This window comes from Streptomyces sp. NPDC024687, from assembly GCF_055559055.1.
This window is the reverse complement of sequence record NZ_JBVHLJ010000015.1, coordinates 79984-102024: the sequence shown is the minus strand read 5'-3', so window position 1 is coordinate 102024 and position 22041 is coordinate 79984. Positions and strand designations below refer to the sequence as shown.

Sequence of the window (22041 nt, the reverse complement as noted above, 5' to 3'; positions counted from 1 at the left end):
ACAGTCCCGTCACGCCAAAGATCTTCAGACCACCCGTAACCCGGTGATCGGTCCGGGGTTGGTAGCGGTGGGGGCTTGCTGCCAGCGGACGGTTCGGTCCCCCACGCCCCAATCCCCGGAGCCTTCCCGACAGTCGGGGCATCGATGTGCCGAGACGTCGAGCAAACGGTCCCGGGACTCCGTATGTCGGGGCGAGTGAGTCCGTGAGGGAACCGCTTGCCCCTGCACAGCGCGACGACGGGAGAACCATGGCCGTGACCGACACCGCACCCGGCGAGGCCACGGCGGGACCCGACGCCGCGAGAGCGTCGCAGGACCGCTCCGCGCACGAGGGGATCCTGCGGCGCCAGTCCGCCCGCGAGTCGGCGGCGCGCACCTACGCCCGCGCCCTCCCGATCGTCCCCGTCCGCGCACGCGGCCTGACCATCGAGGGCGCCGACGGCAGCCGCTACCTCGACTGCCTCTCGGGCGCCGGCACACTGGCCCTCGGACACAACCACCCCGTCGTCCTGGAAGCCATCCGTAAAGTCCTCGACTCGGGCGCGCCCCTCCATGTCCTCGACCTCGCGACCCCCGTCAAGGACGCCTTCATCACCGAACTGTTCCGCACCCTCCCTCCCGGGCTCGCCGGCCACGCACGCGTGCAGTTCTGCGGCCCGGCCGGCACCGACGCGGTGGAGGCCGCCTTCAAGCTCGTACGCGCCGCGACCGGCCGCACCGGCCTGCTCGCCTTCGCCGGCGCCTACCACGGCATGACCTCCGGCGCGCTCGAAGCGTCCGGCGACGCCCTCGACGTACGGGTCGCCCGGCTGCCCTATCCGCAGGACTATCGCTGCCCCTTCGGGGTCGGTGGTCCGCTCGGTGCCGAACTCGCCGCGCGCTGGACGCAGTCCCTCCTCGACGACCCCAAATCGGGGGTGCCGCTGCCCGCCGCGATGATCCTCGAACCCGTCCAGGGCGAGGGCGGGGTCCTTCCGGCCCCGGACGAGTGGATGCGGCGCATGCGCCGGATCACGGCCGACCGCTCGATCCCCCTCATCGCCGACGAGGTCCAGACGGGAGTGGGCCGCACCGGCGCCTTCTGGGCCGTGGAGCACAGCGGCATCACCCCGGACGTGATGGTCCTCTCCAAGGCCATCGGCGGCAGTCTGCCTCTCGCCGTCATCGTCTACCGCGACGACCTCGACGTCTGGGAACCCGGCGCCCACGCGGGCACCTTCCGCGGCAACCAACTCGCCATGGCCGCGGGCACCGCCACGATGGCCTACGTCCGCGAGAACGACCTCACAGCGCGCGCGGCAACGCTGGGGGCGCGGATGCTGGATCAACTCCGGTCGCTGGCACGGGAGTCTCCTGTGATCGGTGATGTGCGGGGGCGGGGGTTGATGATCGGGGTCGAGATGGTGGAGGCGGATGGTGAGAGTGAAAGTGAGCGTGAGGGCAACGGGTGGGGGGTCGGTGCGTCCGGGGGACTCGGTGAGGTTGGTGGGTCCGTGGTTGGTGGGTCCGTCGAGCTGTTGGACCCGGTCGGGCCGGGTGGCGCCGGTGGCGCGGACGCCGTGGTGATGCCCGGTGTCATTCCGTCTCCTCGCCCTGCCTCTCCGGAGCTTGCCGCCGCCGTCCAGCGGGAGTGCCTCCGGCGGGGCCTGATCGTCGAGCTCGGTGGTCGTCACGCGAGCGTCGTCCGCCTGCTTCCGCCGCTGACGATCACCGACGAACAGGCGACAGCCGTCCTCGACCGCCTCGCCGACGCCGTGGCAGCGGTGGCCCACGGTCACGGGCTCGGTGGCGATGGACAACGGCAGCATCGACGGCGCGGGCAGGGCGAGGGGAGCAGGTAGTTGCCGGGGGGCGGGGTGGGCCGGAGGAGTGGCGGAAGGTGACGTGTTGGCGGGAGCGGCCCAGGCAGTTGGGGGCGCGCAGCCAGGTCCGCATCGGACTGACTGCTCCTCCTGGACCCGGTGTGACAGGGTCACCTGGGGCTGGGGGTCGTGCCGTGCCGTGCCGGGGCTAGGGCCGGAGCGGGACTCGTGGGCCGGGCTCGGGGTCGAAGGCCGGCTGGGGTCGGAGCTGGAATTGAGGCTGGGGTCGGACTCTCGGCGAGGCCAGAAGCCGGACTCCGGCCCAGTCCCGCAGCAGCCACCATCCCTTGCACCACATGCCGGGCCGCACACCGCTCAGGGGCACCCCGCAACGGCCGCTCCCATCACGCCGACTGCTCACCTATTCCCTCCCGAGCACCGTTCACCTCCATCCGACTCGACCGCTCATCCCTCACCAACCCCCAGCGAGCCGCCCTGACCGTAGCTTCACCGTTGGCCCGGTCTCGGCCCCGGCCCCAGCACAACAACGACTCACAACCCACCGGACAGCAGTCCCTCCCAGCCAGAACCGCCCCGAGGAACACCGAACTTGAACACCACCCCCACGCCCCCGCGCAGCTACGCCGACGCGGCCCCCTCCCCACAGCGCCGCCCCCGCCCCGCCCACACGCCGTCCCAGGGCGGGCCACCCGAACGGGAAAGCCTGCGCGGCGCCACTCCGGATCCCCTGAACCGGCCCGACCCCCTGGACCACCCCGACCCGCACACCGTGGCCGAAGCCGCAACCGCGGAGAACCTGCTGCGCTGCTGGGTCCGGGAGACCGGCCTGACCGCCCCCGCGAGCGGCACCCTTCGTATCCCCCTCCCCGCCAGCGGCACAGCCCTCCTCGTCCCCGTCCACTACTGGTCCCCGACGGGCTGGCACCGCTTCGGCCCTCCCCGTCTCGCCAACGCCCCCGCACAAGCCCCGCCGGCCGACGCAGTCACCGTCGCAGCACTGCTCACCCGTGAGTCGCTGACACAGACCCCCGCCTCCGCAGGCGGTGCTGAGCTCGTGGCCCGCGTGGCCGACTCCGTCCGCCGCACCGCCACCTTCGTCGAAGAGCGCCGCAAAGACCCCGACGACGGCCCCGACCTCTTCCTCACCGCCGAACAATCGCTCGTCCTCGGCCACCCTCTGCACCCGGCCCCGAAGAGCCGCGAAGGTCTCTCCGAAGCCGAAGCAGCCCTGTACTCACCCGAATCGCGCGGCTCCTTCCGCCTGCATTGGCTCGCGGTCGACCCCTCTCTCCTTGCCACCGACTCGGCCTGGACCGAACGCGGCCGCCCCGTTACCGCCGCCCACCTCACCCAGCGCCTGGCCGGCCCCGACCTGACGCTGCCGGACGGGCGTACAGCCCTTCCGCTGCACCCCTGGCAACTCCGCGAGGTCCGGCACCGCCCCGAGACCGCCCCTCTCTTCGATACCGGGCTGCTCCAGGAACTGGGCACCCATGGTTCCCCTTGGTACCCCACCTCCTCCGTACGCACGGTCCATCGCTCCGGCGCCCCCGCCATGCTCAAGCTCTCGCTGGGCCTGCGCATCACCAACTCCCGCCGCGAGAACCTCCGCAAGGAACTCCACCGCGGTGTCGAGGTGCACCGGCTCCTGCGCAGAGGCCTGTCCAGGGAGTGGCAGGCGGCCCACCCGGCGTTCGACATCGTCCGCGACCCGGCCTGGCTCGCCGTCGACGGACTCGACGGCAGTCCCGTCCCCGGCATCGACGTGGTGATCCGGCACAACCCCTTCAGCCCCTCGCACGACGCCTCTTGCATCGCCGGACTCGTCTCACCACGCCCCCACGCCCGAGCCGGCGTCACCGGGGACCGCCCGGACACGGACCGGCCGGTCTGGCGGTCCCGGCTGGCCGAGGTCGTCACCGGCCTCGCCGCCCGCACCGGCCGCCCCCGAGGCGCCGTCGCCGCCGAGTGGTTCCTGCGCTACCTGGAACACGTCGTCCGCCCGGTGCTGTGGCTCGACGGAGAGGCAGGGATCGCGCTGGAGGCACACCAGCAGAACACCTTGGTCCTGCTGGACGACGACGGCTGGCCCGTCGGTGGTCGTTACCGCGACAACCAGGGCTACTACTTCCGCGAGTCCCGGAGGCCGGAACTCGACGCCCGGCTGCCCGGCATCGGCGCACAAAGCGACACCTTCGTCTCCGACGAGGTCACCGACGAGCGTTTCGCCTACTACCTCGCCATCAACAACGTCCTCGGCCTCATCGGTGCGTTCGGCTCCCAGCGCCTGGCCGACGAACGGCTGCTGCTCGCCGCCTTCCGCCGCTTCCTCGCCGCCGTGACCTCCGGACCCACCCGACTGCGCACCACGCTCCCCGGCCGCCTGCTCGACTCACCCGTCCTGCGCTGCAAGGCCAATCTGCTGACCCGAGTGCACGGCCTGGACGAACTCGTCGGCCCGGTCGACACCCAGTCCGTCTACGTCACCATCGCCAACCCCCTTCACTCCTGAGGAACATGACCCGCCCCGCCGCCTGAGAGGAGCGTCGTGTCTCCCACCGACGCGAGTGCCGACGCCGTTTCCGCCCCCTCACCGGACGTCGGCAGCGACCACGAAGACACACTGGACCTCCGTCTGCCGGACGAACTGCTCGCACTCTTCGAGACGGGAGCAGGCGCAGTCGTAGACACCGGCGATGCCGATGCCGGAGCGGAGAGCGGGCAACAGAGCCCGGGCGACAGCACCGCCTCGCCCGACTCACTCACCCCGCCTGGCTACGACCTGCTCGACGGCGTCGCCGAGTGGGGTCCGATCGCGACCCCGGCGGGCGTGTTCCACCTCGTGCCCGTACGCGTCGAGCGGGATCTTCCCCTCGTCTGCCGTTGGATGAACGACCCCGCCGTGACCGCGTTCTGGGAGCTGGCCGGGCCCCAGAACGTCACGGAGGACCACCTGCGGTCCCAGTTGGCCGACGATGGACGCAGCGTTCCCTGCCTCGGGGTGTTGGAGGGCACCCCGATGAGCTACTGGGAGATCTACCGGGCAGACCTCGATCCGCTGGCCCGCCACTATCCGGCCAGACCGCACGACACCGGTATCCATCTCCTCATCGGCGCCGTCACCGATCGGGGGCGCGGTCTCGGCAGCACTCTTCTCAGAGCCGTCGCCGATCTCGTACTCGACAGGCGACCCTCCTGTGCCCGCGTCATCGCGGAACCCGACCTTCGCAACATCCCGTCCGTCACCGCCTTCCTGAGCGCAGGATTCCGCTTCTCCGCCGAGGTGGACCTGCCCGACAAGCGGGCGGCCCTCATGGTCCGAGATCGATCTCTGCGCGGTCTGCTGTAGCGACGCGTCATCACGCAATCACTTTTGGTACACCGCTCACGCCGAGTCGGTTCCCACCCGCCGCGCGACTTTTTTCCGACGCCCCGGACCACACGGCTTCCGCCTCACCTCCCCCCACGGCACCTCGATTAATTCCGGACACCGTCGGATCGGACTCGGTCCCGACCCAACCGGGCCCGGCCGAAGCCGGACGGGGGCGAGCCGATCCGACCCCATCCGACTCCCATCCCCGCTGCCCCTCCAAGGAGCTCCCGGTCTTGATCCCACCCCTCGTCGCCGACTTGATCACCCCTTTGTCAGTGCCGAGTCGTAGGGTGGTCGCGCTATGACGAAGCCCTCACTCCCCGAACTCCTGCATGCTGCCGTCACTGCCGTCGGCGGTATGGAGCGCCCCGGCCAGGTGACCATGGCCGAATCCGTCGCGGACGCGATCGACGACGGTTCCCACCTGCTGGTACAGGCCGGCACCGGTACCGGAAAGTCGCTGGGCTATCTCGTGCCCGCGCTCGCCCACGGGGAGCGGGTCGTCGTCGCGACGGCCACCCTGGCTCTGCAGAGACAGCTCGTCGAGCGCGACCTGCCGCGCACGGTCGAGGCGCTGCACCCGCTGCTGCGCCGCCGCCCGGAGTTCGCGATGCTCAAGGGCCGGTCGAACTATCTGTGTCTGCACCGCCTCCACGAAGGCGTCCCGCAGGACGAGGAAGAAGGCCTCTTCGACCAGTTCGAGGCCGCCGCGCCCACCAGCAGACTGGGCCAGGATCTGCTGCGGCTGCGGGACTGGTCGCAGGACACCGAGACCGGAGACCGAGACGACCTCACGCCGGGTGTGTCCGACCGTGCCTGGGCGCAGATCTCCGTGTCCTCCCGCGAGTGCCTGGGAGCGACGAAGTGCGCCTACGGCGCCGAGTGCTTCGCCGAGATGGCCCGTGAGCGGGCCAAGCTCGCCGAGGTCGTCGTCACCAACCACGCGCTGCTCGCGATCGACGCCATCGAAGGCGCCCCTGTCCTTCCCCAGCACGAAGTACTGATCGTCGACGAGGCGCACGAGCTGGTCTCCCGGGTCACCGGCGTCGCCACCGGCGAGCTCACTCCCGGCCAGGTCAACCGCGCGGTGCGCCGCGCCGCGAAACTCGTCAACGAAAAGGCGGCCGACCAGCTCCAGACCGCGGCCGAGGGCTTTGAGCGGCTGATGGAGCTCGCCCTGCCCGGCCGACTGGAAGAGATTCCGGAGGACCTCGGCTACGCGCTCATGGCTCTGCGCGACGCCGCCCGTACGGTCATCTCAGGGATCGGAGCGACGCGCGACAAGTCGGTCCAGGACGAGGACGCGGTCCGCAAACAGGCGCTGGCCTCCGTGGAGGCGGTGCACGACGTGGCGGAGCGGATCACCAACGGTTCGGAGTGGGACGTCGTCTGGTACGAGCGTCACGACCGCTTCGGCGCCTCCCTGCGTGTGGCCCCCATGTCGGTGTCGGGCCTGCTGAGAGAGAAGCTGTTCGCGGACCGCTCCGTGGTCCTGACCTCGGCGACCCTGAAGCTGGGCGGAGACTTCAACGGCGTAGGAGCGTCCTTGGGGCTCGCTCCGGAAGGGACCGAGGGCGACGACCTGCCGAAGTGGAGGGGCCTCGACGTCGGTTCGCCCTTCGACTACCCGAGGCAGGGCATCCTCTACGTCGCCAAGCACCTCTCGCGACCCGCCCGCGACGGCGACCGCGGGGACATGCTCGATGAACTGACCGACCTCATCCAGTCGGCCGGCGGCCGCACCCTGGGGCTCTTCTCCTCCATGAGGGCTGCCCAGCTGGCCGCCGAGGAACTGCGCTCCCGTGTCCCGGAGTTCCCCATCCTCCTCCAGGGCGAGGAGACCCTCGGCGAACTGATCAAGAACTTCGCGGCCGACCCGAAGACCTGTCTCTTCGGCACGCTGTCGCTCTGGCAGGGCGTCGACGTCCCCGGCCCCAGCTGCCAACTGGTCGTCATGGACAAGATCCCGTTCCCGCGCCCCGACGACCCGCTGATGAGCGCCCGCCAGAAGGCCGTGGAGGAAGCGGGTGGCAACGGCTTCATGGCGGTCGCCGCCACGCACGCCGCCCTGCTCATGGCCCAGGGCGCCGGCCGCCTCGTACGGGCCTCGGGGGACCGTGGTGTGGTCGCCGTACTGGATCAGCGGCTGGCCACGGCGCGGTACGGCAGCTATCTGAAGGCGTCACTGCCCGACTTCTGGTACACCACGGACCGTAATCAGGTGCGGAAGTCGCTGGCGGCGATCGACGCGGCGGCGAAGGCCATGGAAGCGGCGGAGCTCGCCGCCGAAGCCGAGAAAGCCCAGGCGGAGCTCGCGTGAACGGCTGTTGGCCCTGACCCGCGCCGGGTCAGGGCCAACAGGGGTGCGCGGCGATCCTCACCGGGGCAGGACAGCGCAGGGCCCCGGAACCGGCGCAGGGGTTCCGGGGCCCGGTCGGGTCGGCGAGGTGTGCCGCGGTGCTCAGACGCGCCGCAGAACCGCGACTACCTTGCCGAGGATGGTCGCGTCGTCGCCGGGGATCGGCTCGTACGCGGAGTTGTGGGGGAGGAGCCAGACATGGCCGTCCTCGCGCTTGAAGCGCTTGACGGTGGCCTCGCCGTCGAGCATCGCGGCCACGATGTCGCCGTTCTCGGCGACGGGCTGGCGGCGCACGGTGACCCAGTCGCCGTCGCAGATCGCGGCCTCGATCATCGAGTCACCGACGACCTTCAGCACGAACAGCTCACCGTCACCGACGAGCTGGCGGGGAAGGGGGAACACGTCCTCGACGGATTCCTCGGCGAGGATCGGCCCACCGGCGGCGATCCGGCCCACCAGCGGGACGTATGACGCGGCCGGCTTGCCCGCGGTGTCCGTGGGCTGCACCGAGGCGCCCTGGTCCGAGCCTCGCACCTCGTAGGCGCGTGGGCGGTGCGGGTCGCGGCGCAGGAAGCCCTTGCGCTCCAGTGCCATCAGCTGATGGGCGACGGACGAGGTGCTGGACAGCCCCACCGCCTGGCCGATCTCCCGCATGGACGGCGGGTAGCCGCGCCGCTGCACGGAGTCCCTGATGACCTCGATCACCCTGCGTTGCCGGTCGGTGAGTCCCGAGCTGTCCGCACGGATGCCCGGAGGTCGGCCCGGCAGGGAGCGCTTGTGCCCCTCGGGATTCACGGCTTCGTTCATCGCATGCACCGGCTCGAGTCGGCCCTGGGAACGGTCCTGGGCAGTGATGGTGGCACTGTCTGCGGTCGTGGTCACGTCGGCCCCTCTCGATGGTCTCCCTGCTGGACAACGGTAGTTGCTTTCGAAAGGTTGCGCCAAACACACGTTCGAGTGAAAAATCGCGAATCGCCTTTCGCGATGATGTGTCTGGGTGTATGGCCAACGCGCCGCCGCCGAACAAAAGGGCCCATTGCTGTACTCTTCACCGCCGGATGGCGACCTCGCGGGTTGTTGCCCCAGTCTGCCACCTGGTGCGCTGTGGGCCGGGTAGCGGCTCCCATCTGTGCGGGAATCCCACGTCCCCTCCTTGTGGTGCCCACGGTATCTCCGCATGCGTCGCAGCGATACGGCTGTGCGTCGTGTGCGCCGGGCGCCGGGACGGTCGTATGGCACATGCCAATACCGGCGCGACACACGTGTACGGCGTGTATGCCGTGCCAATCCCTACATGTAGTGCTTGGATTGCTACAGCAGCCCAGAAGTTGTGGTCCCCCGGGTCTCCGCGCCCGCTGCGATCGCCTATGCTGGGGGCTGCTTCGAGGGGCCCATGGGGCTCAGCGGGGCTATTGAGTCTGCTGTGAGGGAGGTTGGGAGTTCATGCACTGCCCCTTCTGCAGGCACCCCGACAGCCGTGTCGTCGACAGTCGTACGACCGACGACGGCACGTCGATCCGCAGGCGCCGCCAGTGTCCGGACTGCTCCCGTCGTTTCACGACCGTGGAGACGTGCTCGCTGATGGTGGTCAAGCGGTCGGGGGTCACCGAGCCTTTCAGCCGTACCAAGGTCATCAACGGTGTGCGCAAGGCATGCCAGGGGCGGCCTGTCACCGAGGACGCGCTCGCCCAACTCGGCCAACGGGTCGAGGAGGCGGTGCGGGCCACCGGAAGCGCCGAGCTGACCACCCATGACGTGGGGCTGGCCATACTCGGCCCGTTGCAGGAGCTCGATCTCGTCGCGTATCTGCGATTCGCCTCCGTCTACCGGGCGTTCGACTCGCTCGATGACTTCGAGGCCGCGATCGCGGAACTGAGGGAAGACACGGGACCCCCCGCCGCGGACGACGAGGACCGCGGTGAGGCTGTGGACGGCGACGAGGCCGTCGTGGAGAGCCGGGAAGACGATCGCGGGCCCGGAGGGACTGCTCAAGTCCCGGAGCCCGCCCGCGCCGCCGACTGATCGGCGGGCCGGGCCGGGACCCCGGGCCGGCCGGACGGCGGCGAACCAAGACCTGTTGCGGGCGGTAGCGAGTGGGTGCCCGCAATACCAGACAGAACACCGTGCCACGGGAACAACGGGGCACTTCAGGGCGTTTTCGCCCGTACAGGGAGGCGGCATGACAGAGACGGCGAGCGGTCCGGCACGGAGTTCCCGCGCCAAGGGCACCAAGGCGGCTGCTAACAAGGGCCTGCGCATCGAGCGCATCCACACCACCCCCGGCGTGCACCCGTACGACGAGGTGGAATGGGCGCATCGTGACGTCGTCATGACCAACTGGCGCGACGGCTCGGTCAACTTCGAGCAGCGTGGCGTCGAGTTCCCCGACTTCTGGTCGGTGAATGCGGTCAACATCGTCACCAGCAAGTACTTCCGCGGTGCCGTCGGCACCCCCCAGCGCGAGGTGAGCCTCAAGCAGCTCATCGACCGCATCGTGAAGACGTACCGGAAGGCCGGCGAGGACTACAAGTACTTCGCCTCGCCCGCCGACGCGGAGATCTTCGAGCACGAGCTCGCGTACGCCCTCCTGCACCAGATCTTCAGCTTCAACAGCCCTGTCTGGTTCAACGTCGGCACGCCCCAGCCGCAGCAGGTCTCGGCCTGCTTCATCCTGTCCGTCGACGACTCCATGGAGTCGATCCTCGACTGGTACAAGGAAGAGGGCATGATCTTCAAGGGCGGCTCCGGCGCCGGCCTGAACCTCTCCCGCATCCGCTCCTCCAAGGAACTGCTGTCCTCGGGCGGCAACGCCTCGGGTCCCGTCTCCTTCATGCGCGGTGCCGACGCCTCCGCAGGAACGATCAAGTCGGGTGGCGCCACGCGCCGTGCCGCCAAGATGGTCATCCTCGACGTCGACCACCCCGACATCGAGGACTTCATCGAGACCAAGGTGAAGGAGGAGGAGAAGATCCGCGCCCTGCGCGACGCGGGCTTCGACATGGACCTGGGCGGCGACGACATCACGTCCGTCCAGTACCAGAACGCCAACAACTCGGTCCGCGTGAACGACACGTTCATGAAGGCCGTCGAGCAGGGCGGCAAGTTCGGTCTGACGTCCCGCATGACCGGCGAGGTCATCGAGGAGGTCGAGGCCAAGGCGCTGTTCCGCAAGATGGCCGAGGCCGCCTGGGCCTGCGCCGACCCGGGCATCCAGTACGACGACACCATCAACCGCTGGCACACCTGCCCGGAGTCCGGCCGTATCAACGGCTCGAACCCTTGCAGCGAGTACATGCACCTGGACAACACGTCCTGCAACCTCGCCTCGCTGAACCTCATGAAGTTCCTCAAGGACGACAGCAAGGGCAACCAGTCCTTCGAGGTCGAGCGCTTCGCCAAGGTCGTCGAGCTCGTCATCACCGCGATGGACATCTCCATCTGCTTCGCGGACTTCCCGACGCAGAAGATCGGTGAGAACACGCGCGCGTTCCGCCAGCTCGGCATCGGTTACGCCAACCTCGGCGCCTTGCTGATGGCGACCGGCCACGCGTACGACTCCGATGGCGGCCGGGCCCTCGCCGGGTCCATCACCTCCCTGATGACCGGCACGTCGTACAAGCGGTCCGCCGAACTGGCCGCGGTCGTCGGCCCGTACGACGGCTACGCCCGCAACGCGCAGCCGCACCTGCGTGTCATGAAGCAGCACTCCGACGAGAACACCAAGGCCGTCCGCATGGACGACCTGGACACGCCGATCTGGGCCGCCGCCACGGAGGCCTGGCAGGACGTGCTGCGTCTCGGTGAGAAGAACGGTTTCCGTAACGCCCAGGCGTCCGTCATCGCTCCGACCGGCACCATCGGTCTCGCGATGTCCTGCGACACCACCGGTCTTGAGCCCGACCTCGCGCTGGTCAAGTTCAAGAAGCTGGTCGGCGGCGGCTCGATGCAGATCGTCAACGGCACCGTCCCGCAGGCCCTGCGTCGCCTGGGCTACCAGGAGGAGCAGATCGAGGCGATCGTCGCCCACATCGCCGAGAACGGCAATGTGATCGACGCGCCCGGCCTCAAGCACGAGCACTACGAGGTCTTCGACTGCGCCATGGGCGAGCGTTCCATCTCCGCGATGGGCCACGTCCGCATGATGGCCGCGATCCAGCCCTGGATCTCCGGCGCGCTCTCCAAGACGGTCAACCTGCCGGAGACGGCGACCGTCGAGGACGTCGAAGAGGTCTACTTCGAGGCCTGGAAGATGGGTGTCAAGGCGCTCGCCATCTACCGCGACAACTGCAAGGTCGGCCAGCCCCTCTCCGCGAAGACCAAGGAGAAGGAGAAGGTCGAGGTCACGGAGAAGGCCGAGGCGACCATCCGCGAGACGGTCGAGAAGGTCATCGAGTACCGCCCGGTCCGCAAGCGCCTCCCCAAGGGCCGTCCCGGCATCACGACGTCCTTCACGGTCGGCGGTGCCGAGGGGTACATGACCGCCAACTCCTACCCGGACGACGGTCTCGGTGAGGTCTTCCTGAAGATGTCCAAGCAGGGCTCGACTCTCGCGGGCATGATGGACGCCTTCTCGATCGCGGTCTCCGTCGGTCTCCAGTACGGCGTGCCGCTGGAGACGTACGTCTCGAAGTTCACCAACATGCGCTTCGAGCCGGCCGGCATGACGGACGACCCGGACGTGCGGATGGCGCAGTCGATCGTCGACTACATCTTCCGCCGCCTGGCGCTCGACTTCCTGCCCTTCGAGACCCGCTCCGCGCTCGGCATCCACTCCGCCGAGGAGCGTCAGCGCCACCTTGAGACCGGCTCCTACGAGCCGACCGAGGAGGAGGTCGACGTCGAGGGGCTTGCCCAGTCGGCGCCGCGCGCTCAGGAGCTGAAGGCGGTCGTCACGCCGAAGGCCGAGGTCGAGGCGGTCAAGCCCGCCCCGCAGCAGGCGCACACCAGCGCCGAGCTGGTGGAGATGCAGCTGGGCATCCAGGCCGACGCTCCGCTGTGCTTCTCCTGCGGTACGAAGATGCAGCGGGCTGGTTCCTGCTACATCTGCGAGGGCTGCGGCTCGACCAGCGGTTGCAGCTGATCTGAGTCAGCCGTCCAGAGGGCGGTGCGGTCGGACATCGACCGCACCGCCTTCGGCTTTTTCCGTTTCTCCACGGTACGATCACACGTTAGGCTCCCCCAGCGCACGACCGGCGCGACGGCAGGGTGGGGGACACGGGGAACATGGCTGAGCAGCAGATTGCCGCTGTCGCGGAGGGCGTGAGGCAGCCCGAGAAGGGCTCGAACGGGTGGGGCCAGGGCATAGCGGCACTGGTGTTGGTCGGGGGACTCGCCGCTCTTTTGTTGTCAGGGACCTTTCAGCAGGAGTCCGGCGACCCCAAGCCGGCCGTGTGTGATGCGTCGGACGGCGCCCGGCCGTCGAAGCCCGCCTCAGGGGAGCAGTTGTGCAGAGCCCTGAACCGTGCGGACCTGCCTACGCTGCTCGGTACGCCGACGGAGTACGCGATGACCGCCAGCGGCAACGAGAGCATGAGCAACTGGGCCGACGGCACCAAGACCGTCACACCCGAGGCGGAGGTGCAGCTGCCCAGCTACTCCGTGAAGCTCTCGACGTCCGACGACGACATTCCGGTGTCCGAGATGGCGGCCTTCCTGGGAAGTACCGCGGAGAGCAGGACGATAGGCGGACATCCGGCGGTCCTCTACTCGGACCGGACCATCGCCCTCAAGTTCGATCTCGGTGGCGGCAAGGTCGACTCCGGTCCCGGAGGTATCGCCCGGAGTCTGCTGGTCGCCAAGGACACCAAGGACGGCGGTGGCTACTACGAGGTCTCCATCTGGCGTCAGGACGACGTCGTACCCGATGACCTCGCGTTGTTCCGCGTCGCCGAGACGGTGCTGCCGACGGTCCCGGGCTGGACCGCCGGCTGACGCGTCACGCCCGTCCCATGCTCCGGGTGAACGTGGCGGGGTCGTCCTCGAAGCCCTTGATTCCGGGATGGAAGTCCCAGGTACCGGATTCCTGACGGACGAACTCCCCGACTCTCGCGGCCGTGGCGCCGAGGACGCTGCCGAAGTCGTCCTCGGCCAGGACCGTGTAGCCCTCTCGTATACGCAGACCCGGGTTGAGCACGCCGACGAAGGTGCGGTGCGCGGAGCGCTGCTGGATGACGGCGCCGACGACCACGCGCGTGTACCGGGCGTCCAGCCGGTCGAGTTCGAGGGTCATGACCTCGTCCCAGCCGAAGCCCTTGCCGTCCTTGCTGTCCCGGTTGAGATAGATGGTGCCGTCGGGGGAGCGGCTGTCGAAGTGCACCACATAGGCGGGATCGCCGTACGGATCGCCCGCGACATAGGTCGCCGCGACGATGTCCAGGTCGGTGGGCGGCTGCCCCGCCGGACTCGGATCCCACTTGAGCGCGACCTCGACCTTGCGGATCCCCTTGTTGATGCCGCTCACCGGAATTCCCCTTCCCCCTGTGTCCACGGCCCGAACTGCCGGTCGGGCAAGACGTGTTGTCCATCCTGCCACGTGGGTCGGACACTTGGGGGCCTGCTCTGCCGCCGAGAGTGACCGGCGCCACGCTCCGTGGCCTTACCATGGCGCGGTGCTGGTCAAGTGGATTCGCTGCACCGTGGTGGACCGCCGCGGGTTCGAGCGGGGGCAGCGAAAGTGGGCGGGGCTTCTGGGAGAGCCGGGGTTTCGGGGACAGGGCGGAGGCTGGAGCCGGGGGCGGCAGGGTGTGGCGCACATCTTCTCCTTCTGGGAGAGCCGTTCCTTCTACGACTCCTTCATGGCGCGTTCCCACGACCGGCTCGCGGCGGCCCAGTCAGGCACGTTCAAGGACATCCAGGTCAAGCTGTTCGACTACCGCTTCGACGTGAAGACGGGCTTCGAGCCCCGCTTCACCGACGCCGATCTGGTGCGGTTCGCCCACTGCCGCGTCCACGAGGAGCGCGCGGAGCACTTCTCCCTCATGCAGGAGAAGGTCTGGAATCCGGCGATGGCGGGTTCGCCAGGGATGATCCGCGGCCTGTTCGGCGAGGCCCCCGGCCACGAGTTCCTCGTGCTCTCGATGTGGCGCTCGGCCGCCGAGCACGGCAAGTACCGCACCGAACGTGTGGAACGGCTCGCCCTGAGGGCCCAGACCGAGACCGATGTCGCCGCGCTCACGGGCGACATCCTGGACCTCGAACCTGCCTGGACGGTGTGAAACTCCGCAGGTACCCCTTGGACCACACCACCAGGAGAAATCAGTGTCGTACCCGCGTCTGCTCACCCCCGAGAAAAAGCTCGCCGACGCGAAGAAGCTGTTGAACCTCCCGCGTATCGTCGTGATCTGCGGCTCCACCCGCTTCATGGCCGAGATGACCGAGGCCGATCTGCGGGAGACCGCAGCCGGAAAGATCGTCGTCAAACCGGGCTGTGACATGAAGTCGCCGCACGAACTCTGGTCCGATCCTGTCGAGGCCGAGGTGCTGAAGGGGCGACTCGACGATCTGCACCGGGCGAAGATCCGGCTCGCTGATGAGGTGCTCGTGGTCGGCGACTACATCGGAGACAGCACCCGAGCCGAAATCGCCTACGCCCGGTCGCTGGGCAAGCCCGTGCGGTTCACACACCCCGAGGTCGACCCTGACGCCTGACCGCCCGCTGCCACCGCGTCTTGATCATCCAGGCGGGCGGTCGATGGTGTGGGAAATGTGTGACCTACGCCGTATGGAGCCCGTACGAGTCCTCGATACGCCCTCACCCGATCTAGGGTCTTGGCATGGCACGACCGCGGCGAATCATCCTTGTCCGGCACGGGGAGTCAACGGGCAATGTTGATGACACCGTGTATGAACGCGAGCCCGACCACGCCCTGGCCCTGACCGAACGAGGCTGGCGGCAGGCGGAGGAGACCGGAAAACGGGTGCGAGAGGTGCTGGGCCGCGAACGCGTCAGTGTGTACGTCTCTCCCTACCGTCGTACGCACGAGACCCTGCGCGCCTTTCATCTGGATCCCGAACTCATACGGGTGCGCGAGGAACCCCGGCTGCGGGAGCAGGACTGGGGAAACTGGCAGGACCGCGACGACGTACGTCTCCAGAAGGCGTACCGCGACGCCTACGGGCACTTCTTCTACCGGTTCGCCCAGGGCGAGTCCGGGGCCGACGTGTACGACCGTGTCGGTGGCTTCCTGGAGAGCCTGTTCCGCAGCTTCGAGGCGCCCGACCACCCGCCGAACGTCCTGATCGTGACGCACGGCCTGGCCATGCGGCTGTTCTGCATGCGCTGGTTCCACTGGACGGTCGCCGAATTCGAGTCGCTGTCGAATCCGGGGAACGCCGAGATGCGGATGCTCGTTCTCGGGGACGACGGCAAGTACGCCCTGGACCGGCCCTTTGGGCGCTGGCGCGAGCCGCAGCCGTACGGGATCACCGATTAGAGTGGCAGACCGATGACCCCTGACTCCTCACCCGAAGCGCGTCTGCACCGCGCCCTGGACAGTCTGCGTGGCCTGGCCGTGGGAGACGCGCTGGGCTCGCAGTTCTTCGTACCGGTGAACTACCCCCTGCTGAAGAACCGCGAGCTGCCGCCCGGCCACTGGCAGTGGACGGACGACACCGAAATGGCCTGCTCGGTCGTGGCCGTCCTGGCCGCCCACCATCGCGTCGACCAGGACGCCCTGGCTCACTCCTTCGCCGAACACCACGACTTCGACCGGGGCTATGGCCCCGCCGTCAACCGACTGCTGCGGCTGGTCCGCGAGGGCGGTGACTGGCGTGAACTCGCCGCGGCCCTCTTCAACGGCCAGGGTTCCTGGGGCAACGGCGCGGCGATGCGCATCCCGCCCCTCGGGGCCTTCTACGCCGACGATCCGGAACAGGCGACCCACCAGGCGGAGATCTCGGCGTACCCCACACATCAGCACCGCGAGGCCGTCGTCGGCGCCATGGCCGTTGCCGCGGCCGCCGCGCTGGCCGCAGCTCCCAGCGGTCCACCCAGTCCTGACGCGCTTCTGGACGGTGTCATCGCGCTCGTCCCGAAGAGTGCCGTCGGCGCCGGGCTGCGGCGGGCCCGCGACATGCTCGACTACGCCGACGCCTCCACCGTGGCGGCCGTGCTGGGCTGTGGGCGCCGTACGACGGCCCACGACACGGTGCCGTTCGCGATCTGGTCCGCCGCCCGGTCCCTGGACGACTACGAAGAGGCGTTCTGGACGACCGCGCAGGTCGGCGGTGACGTGGACACGACCTGCGCCATCGTGGGCGGTGTGATCGCCGGGGGCAAGGCCGGGACGCCGCCCTCGGAGTGGGTGCGCCGGACCGAGGCGTTTCCCGAGTGGTTGCAGGTGCCGGCGTAGCGCTCTTGCCGGGCCGGCACAACACCGTCGAAACTCTCTGTGCATGTCGGGAACTCTGCGTAACCGGATGCTCGTTGTCGTGACAGTTGCCGTGCGGCGGATGGGCCGGTGCACGCACAAGGCGTGTGAGAGGGGCGGGTGTGGTCATGGGGTGGTTGGCGCTGCTCGCCCTGCTGTGCGCGGTTCTTCTGATGCGGATGGCCGGACCGTCGTCCTCGCCGTCGATCCCCCGGACCCGGTCCGGCCGTCCGCGGCTCATCGAGAGCCCGGCTCCATCAGCCGAGCCCCGGACCCGCCGTGCCGGCGAGTGCCTCCAGGTCGCTCTTACGGACCTTGATCACCAACGAGGCGCTGACCAGGGCGAGTACGGCCATCGAGGCGGCCGCCACGAACCCCGACGAGATGCCTTGGGCGAGTACTTCGTGTCCCCACGGGGCGGGCAGCTGGTGCGTCTTGGCGAACTCTGCCTTCTGCTCCGCCGAACCGTCGGCCATGAAATGCGGCAACTGCTTCTCCGCCTCGTCCCTGCTGGCCGATCCGAAGACCGTCGTCAGGATGGACAGACCCAGCGAACCTCCCACTTGCTGCGTGGCGTTGAGCAGCCCGGAGGCCGCGCCGGCCTCGTGCTGGGCCACACCGGAGACCGCAGTGATCGTCAGCGTCACGAAGTTCAGGCCCATGCCGAAGCCGAAGATCAGCATGGGGCCGAGGACTCCACCGGCGTAGGAGCTGTCGGAACTGATGAGGGCCTGCCAGGCGAGCCCGGTCAACGCGAGCGCCGAACCCGTGAGCATGAACGGCTTGGGGCCGAGCACCGGCAGGAAGCGCTGCGACAGACCCGCGCCCAGCGCGATGACGACGGTCACGGGCAGGAAGGCGAGACCGGCCTCGATCGGGCTGTAGTCCAGGACGTTCTGGACGAAGAGCACGATGTAGAAGAACATGCCGAACATCGCGGCAGCGAGACTCAGCATGATCACGTACGTGCCCGAGCGGTTGCGGTCGGCGAACATCCGCAGGGGGGTGATCGGTTCCTTGGCGCGCGACTCGATGAACGCGAAGGCGAGCAGGAGTACCACGGCGATGCCGAAGGACCCGATGGTCAGGTTGTCCCGCCAACCCTCGTCGGCGGCGCGGATGAAGCCGTAGACCAGCAGGGCCATGCCACCCGTGGAGGTCAGGGCGCCCGCGATATCGAAGCGGCCGCTGTGCTTCGCGGACTCGCTGATGTAGAGCGGGGTGAGTACGGCGATCAGCACGCCGATCGGCACGTTGACGAAGAGCACCCATCGCCAGTCGAGCCACTCGGTGAGCATGCCTCCCGCCAGCAGACCTATGGCACCGCCGCCCGCGGAGACGGCGGCGAAGACGCCGAAGGCCCGGTTCCGCTCGGGTCCTTCGGGGAAAGTGGTGGTGATCAGCGCCAGCGAAGTCGGCGACGCGATCGCGCCGCCCACGCCCTGCAGGACACGGGCGGCCAGCAACTGCCAGGGCTCCTGGGCGAGACCGCCGAGCAGGGAGGCGAAGGTGAACAGCAGGATTCCGGTCATGAAGACCCGGCGGCGCCCGAGGATGTCACCCGCGCGGCCGCCCAGAAGGAGCAGGCCGCCGAAGGTGAGCGTGTAGGCGCTGACGACCCATGTGAGGTCGGTGGTGCTGAACTTGAGAGCGTCTTGAATGTGCGGCAGTGCGATGTTCACAATCGTCGCGTCGAGTACCACCATGAGTTGGCATGCAGCGATGACGGCGAGCGCGATGCCGGGTCGCCCCTCCCGGCGGGCCGCACCTGGTTTCTGATCCTTGATCAATTGAGAGGTAGTCACTATGGGTCCCCCACAAGCGTTTTAGTGAACGGTCGCGTTCACTGTTGCGTCAACGGTAGTGAGTCCCCAGTAGTGAACGCAAGCGTTCACTTAGGTTTGTTGGCGTGCGGCGTGTCCCCCTGCGTCGCCGTGCGGTGCTGCGTCCCTCCCCGAAATCCCCGCTTCCCTGTTCGCTGGAGACACTCAGATGGTTACCTCGCGCTGGACGGCCGCCCCCGCTCAGACGCCCTCCCTGCGTCGGCGCGGCGTCGTGCTGGAGCGTGCGATCCTCGACGCCGCACTGGAACAGCTCAGCACGGTCGGCTGGAACGGCCTCACGATGGAAGGCGTCGCCGCCGGAGCCCAGACCGGCAAGGCCGCGGTCTATCGCCGCTGGCCCTCCAAGGAGGATCTCGTCGCCGACGCCCTTCGAGCCGGACTGCCGCGTTTCGCGGAAGCCCCCGACCTCGGCGGGGTGCGCGAGGACCTGCTCGAACTGTGCCGCCAGGCTCGCGAGGCGATGTTCTCCCGCCCCGGCTTCGCCCTGCGTGCAGTCATTCACGAATGCGATCAGGCCCAGGCGGAACGCTTCCATGCCGTGATCTTCAACGGGGTCGTGGAGCCGAGCGTCAGACTCCTTCGCGAGATCATCATCCGTGGGATAGAGCGGGGCGAGGTGCGTCCTGACGCGGTCAACGACTATGTCTTCGATGCCATTCCGGCCATGATGATGTACCGCTCCAAGATGCGCGGAAGCGAATGGAGTGATGAGGATGTCGAAGAGATGATCGACCAGTTCGTGCTGCCGCTGCTGCGGTCGGGCCGACCGTGAGTGCTCTTCGTGTATGTCTCGACGCCGCCGAGGGAACCGGGGTGTCGCAGGGTGATCCGGTCGGCGTAGGCTAAGGGCGCCATGCCGTACGAACCGCCTACTCACACCGTCGAGCGCTCCCTCCGCGCCACGACCGGAGCGAAGATCATTGCCGGTGTCGACGAGGTGGGGCGAGGTGCCTGGGCCGGCCCCGTCACCGTCTGCGCCGCCGTCACCGGACTGCGCCGACCGCCCCAAGGCCTCACGGACTCCAAGCTGCTCAGCGTCAAACGCCGTACCGAACTCGCAGAGGAACTGCGGACATGGGTGACGTCGTACGCGCTGGGGCACGCGAGTCACGAAGAGATCGACGACCTCGGAATGACGGCCGCCCTGCGGATCGCCGCCGTGCGCGCCCTGGAGGCGCTCCCGGTCCGACCGGAGGCGGTGATCCTCGACGGCAAGCACGACTATCTCGGAACGCCCTGGAAGGTCCGGACCGTGATCAAGGGCGACCAGTCCTGTGTGGCGGTCGCTGCGGCCTCGGTGATCGCCAAGGTTCAGCGCGACAAAATGATGGCCGAACTGGGTACCGAACATGCAGACTTCGGTTTCGCGGCCAACGCCGGGTATCCCTCGCCTGTGCACAAGGCCGCGCTGGAGGTTCGGGGCCCCACCCCGTACCACCGGTTGTCGTGGGCGTATCTTGATGCGCTGCCTCAGTGGCGGCACCTCAAGAAGGCCCGCAGCTGGGCGGACGGAAGCGTTCCGAAGATCGAGGGCCAGCTCGGCTTCGATTTCTGACGGTTCCGCTCGCACTGATGTGCCACCCGCTGGCGCGAGCCGCACCAACGTTTGATAGATATCAGCCCATGCCTCTCATTCCCGAGGAGCCTCAGATTCACGAGAGTGCCCAGGGTCCCCGCGCTACTCCGGCCAGTGGCCGCACCGCGCCGACCCCCCGCCCCGTACCCGGTCCACGCCCTGTGGCTCCGCCGCGCCCCGGTCGTCCTGGCCCGCTGAGGCCCGCACCGCCGGTGCAGCGGACGCCGCACGACGTGGCCGTGGCCAAGCCCACAGTGCCGGGCCCCGCTGCCCCTGCCACCGCCGCCTCGACTCCGGTCCCGGCGTCGGTTGCGGCTTCGGCGGCCCCGCAGGTCCAGCTCATCCCGGCCTCGGCCGCCGGTGCGCTCGACGCTGCCGAGGAAGCCGTAGACCTCCTGTTGGATTCGGGCCGTGCCCCCGGTGAAGTGCTGGTGATCACCACCGGCGAACAGCATCCGTGGGCCACCCATGAGCTGTCCTTCGGTGAAGCCGCCTACTGGGCCCAGCACGACGCCGGTGACGACGTGTTCTACGCGGACGCCACCGCGGCCTCGCGGGCCGCGGCCCGTCCGGTGGTCGTGGTCGCCGTCAACGGCGGTTCAGCCGCCGCTGTCGCCGAGGGCCTGCCTCTGGCCCTCGCCCGGGCCGGTGCCCTGCTGATCGTCTGCGGCGACCCGCAGCAGATCAACTCGGTACTGGGCGCCGGCGTCTGAGCCGGTCTCGGTGGGTCCGGAAGGACACCGGGGGGTGAGGAAAGGGTGCCGCCTGCGCGGCACCTGCACGGCGAGCCCTTCGGCATGCCCGCGTCTGAGCGGACGGCGGGCTCCGGCTTGCGGCCCTGCCGGTTCCAGGACACGTGCCCTCGGTGCCACGACGTCAAGGGCCGTACGTCATGGACGTACGGCCGCAGAACGGTGACCGGGGCTGGCTCGGCTTCAGCGAGCCGCCGCGCGGCGCAGGACCTCCGAGGCGGCGCCGCCGGTGCGCGGCAGCAGAGGCGGTGACTCGGACGTGGCGAAGGGCTCCGGCGCGGAGTCCGCGTTCGGCCGGCGTCCGCCGCGTCCCTCGCCGAGCACCTGCCATCCGTCGCGCGTCAACGTGATGTACGCCCCGCAGCGCAGCCCGTGCAGGGTGCAGGCGTCACGCAGACCCCACATCCACGCGCCGTCCTCCTCCGTCCAACGAGCGTCGCCCTCACGGCAGTAGAGCAGCACAGCGGTGCGCACGGGGGTACGGCGCCGCAGGTCGTGCGGGATCACCCGGCGCAGCTGGGCCAGGAGCGTGTTCCGGAACATCCAGCCGTCGGCCGGAGCCGGGCGGCGCGTGAACGAGGCGCTCGCCCGCAGCCGTTCGTCCGGGTCGAGGACTGCCACGATCGCGGTCGCCGGTTTGGGACGGTGCCGCGAATGCAGCCCGCTGACGACCTCGCGCGGGTTGCGCAGCAGCGGGATGCCGGCCTCGGCCCACTCGGCGGGTTCGAGCAGACGGGCCAGAGGGTTGGCGGATGCGGCGGACAGGTCGGTTGACGACGTGGACGCCGCGGAGGACGGAGCGAATCCGAAGGTCACGGTCCTCCCTTCGGCTACGCGCCCATACGGCGGGCGGGGTCGGATTCGGGGGAGCGCGCACCGCAGGAGAGCCCTACCGGTCAACGGGCGAGGCCGTGCGGGGAGCGGACCTCAATTCTTCCTGTCGAAC

18 protein-coding genes are annotated in these 22041 nt (G+C 69.0%); 14 read left to right on the top strand and 4 right to left on the bottom strand.

Annotation, left to right across the window (positions count from 1 at the left end):
- Window positions 1-248 precede the first annotated feature (248 nt).
- The 4 genes from ACZ39I_RS38865 to ACZ39I_RS38850 all read left to right on the top strand — a co-directional run bounded on the left by ACZ39I_RS38865 (window position 249) and on the right by ACZ39I_RS38850 (window position 7516).
- Window positions 249-1841, top strand: coding sequence for a diaminobutyrate--2-oxoglutarate transaminase family protein (locus ACZ39I_RS38865; RefSeq protein WP_467250034.1), 1593 nt, complete (start codon window positions 249-251; stop codon window positions 1839-1841).
- Window positions 1842-2412: 571 nt separating this feature from the next.
- On the top strand, window positions 2413-4335 hold the full coding sequence (locus tag ACZ39I_RS38860; protein WP_467250032.1) for an IucA/IucC family protein: 1923 nt from the start codon (window positions 2413-2415) through the stop codon (window positions 4333-4335).
- Window positions 4336-4371: 36 nt separating this feature from the next.
- Window positions 4372-5172, top strand: coding sequence for a GNAT family N-acetyltransferase (locus ACZ39I_RS38855; RefSeq protein WP_467250030.1), 801 nt, complete (start codon window positions 4372-4374; stop codon window positions 5170-5172).
- A 325-nt stretch (window positions 5173-5497) separates the two neighbouring features.
- Window positions 5498-7516: an ATP-dependent DNA helicase gene (locus ACZ39I_RS38850; protein WP_467250028.1), complete on the top strand. Its 2019-nt coding sequence runs from the start codon at window positions 5498-5500 to the stop codon at window positions 7514-7516.
- 141 nt (window positions 7517-7657) lie between these two features.
- Here ACZ39I_RS38850 and lexA read toward each other — a convergent pair whose 3' ends face one another.
- Window positions 7658-8437 (bottom strand): transcriptional repressor LexA, encoded by a 780-nt coding sequence (lexA, locus tag ACZ39I_RS38845; RefSeq protein WP_352382363.1) that lies wholly within the window; start codon window positions 8435-8437, stop codon window positions 7658-7660.
- 561 nt (window positions 8438-8998) lie between these two features.
- On the opposite strand from lexA, the gene nrdR reads away from it, so the two are divergent.
- From nrdR to ACZ39I_RS38830, 3 genes are all read left to right on the top strand, one after another.
- Window positions 8999-9577, top strand: coding sequence for a transcriptional regulator NrdR (nrdR, locus tag ACZ39I_RS38840; RefSeq protein WP_352382361.1), 579 nt, complete (start codon window positions 8999-9001; stop codon window positions 9575-9577).
- Between the two features lie 157 nt (window positions 9578-9734).
- Window positions 9735-12635: a vitamin B12-dependent ribonucleotide reductase gene (locus ACZ39I_RS38835; RefSeq protein WP_467250025.1), complete on the top strand. Its 2901-nt coding sequence runs from the start codon at window positions 9735-9737 to the stop codon at window positions 12633-12635.
- A 143-nt stretch (window positions 12636-12778) separates the two neighbouring features.
- The gene (locus ACZ39I_RS38830; RefSeq protein ID WP_467250023.1) at window positions 12779-13486 is read left to right on the top strand and encodes a DUF6215 domain-containing protein; all 708 of its coding nucleotides are present in this window, start codon (window positions 12779-12781) and stop codon (window positions 13484-13486) included.
- A gap of 4 nt (window positions 13487-13490) precedes the next feature.
- Here the strand turns inward: ACZ39I_RS38830 and ACZ39I_RS38825 are convergent, their stop codons facing one another.
- Entirely contained in the window at window positions 13491-14042 is a 552-nt protein-coding gene (locus ACZ39I_RS38825; RefSeq protein ID WP_467250021.1) for a TerD family protein, read from the bottom strand.
- Window positions 14043-14163: 121 nt separating this feature from the next.
- Here ACZ39I_RS38825 and ACZ39I_RS38820 point away from each other — a divergent pair, with 121 nt between their 5' ends.
- From ACZ39I_RS38820 to ACZ39I_RS38805, 4 genes are all read left to right on the top strand, one after another.
- A complete protein-coding gene (locus tag ACZ39I_RS38820) occupies window positions 14164-14769 on the top strand; it encodes a YdbC family protein (RefSeq protein ID WP_352382354.1) in 606 nt (201 codons plus the stop codon).
- A gap of 43 nt (window positions 14770-14812) precedes the next feature.
- Window positions 14813-15202 carry a hypothetical protein gene (locus tag ACZ39I_RS38815; RefSeq protein WP_467250019.1) on the top strand — a complete coding sequence of 130 codons (390 nt, stop codon included), beginning with the start codon at window positions 14813-14815 and terminating at the stop codon, window positions 15200-15202.
- Window positions 15203-15327: 125 nt separating this feature from the next.
- Entirely contained in the window at window positions 15328-15987 is a 660-nt protein-coding gene (locus ACZ39I_RS38810) for a histidine phosphatase family protein (protein ID WP_352382350.1), read from the top strand.
- Between the two features lie 12 nt (window positions 15988-15999).
- Entirely contained in the window at window positions 16000-16905 is a 906-nt protein-coding gene (locus ACZ39I_RS38805; protein WP_467250017.1) for an ADP-ribosylglycohydrolase family protein, read from the top strand.
- 275 nt (window positions 16906-17180) lie between these two features.
- Here ACZ39I_RS38805 and ACZ39I_RS38800 read toward each other — a convergent pair whose 3' ends face one another.
- Window positions 17181-18728 carry an MFS transporter gene (locus ACZ39I_RS38800; protein ID WP_467250015.1) on the bottom strand — a complete coding sequence of 516 codons (1548 nt, stop codon included), beginning with the start codon at window positions 18726-18728 and terminating at the stop codon, window positions 17181-17183.
- A 187-nt stretch (window positions 18729-18915) separates the two neighbouring features.
- On the opposite strand from ACZ39I_RS38800, the gene ACZ39I_RS38795 reads away from it, so the two are divergent.
- From ACZ39I_RS38795 to ACZ39I_RS38785, 3 genes are all read left to right on the top strand, one after another.
- The gene (locus tag ACZ39I_RS38795) at window positions 18916-19539 is read left to right on the top strand and encodes a TetR/AcrR family transcriptional regulator (protein ID WP_467250013.1); all 624 of its coding nucleotides are present in this window, start codon (window positions 18916-18918) and stop codon (window positions 19537-19539) included.
- Between the two features lie 81 nt (window positions 19540-19620).
- Window positions 19621-20322, top strand: coding sequence for a ribonuclease HII (locus tag ACZ39I_RS38790; RefSeq protein ID WP_467250011.1), 702 nt, complete (start codon window positions 19621-19623; stop codon window positions 20320-20322).
- Window positions 20323-20390: 68 nt separating this feature from the next.
- Complete coding sequence (locus ACZ39I_RS38785; protein ID WP_467250009.1) at window positions 20391-21056, top strand: hypothetical protein; 666 nt, start codon at window positions 20391-20393, stop codon at window positions 21054-21056.
- A gap of 222 nt (window positions 21057-21278) precedes the next feature.
- On the opposite strand, the gene ACZ39I_RS38780 is transcribed toward ACZ39I_RS38785, so the two are convergent.
- On the bottom strand, window positions 21279-21911 hold the full coding sequence (locus ACZ39I_RS38780) for a hypothetical protein (RefSeq protein ID WP_330324930.1): 633 nt from the start codon (window positions 21909-21911) through the stop codon (window positions 21279-21281).
- Between the last annotated feature and the right edge of the window lie 130 nt (window positions 21912-22041).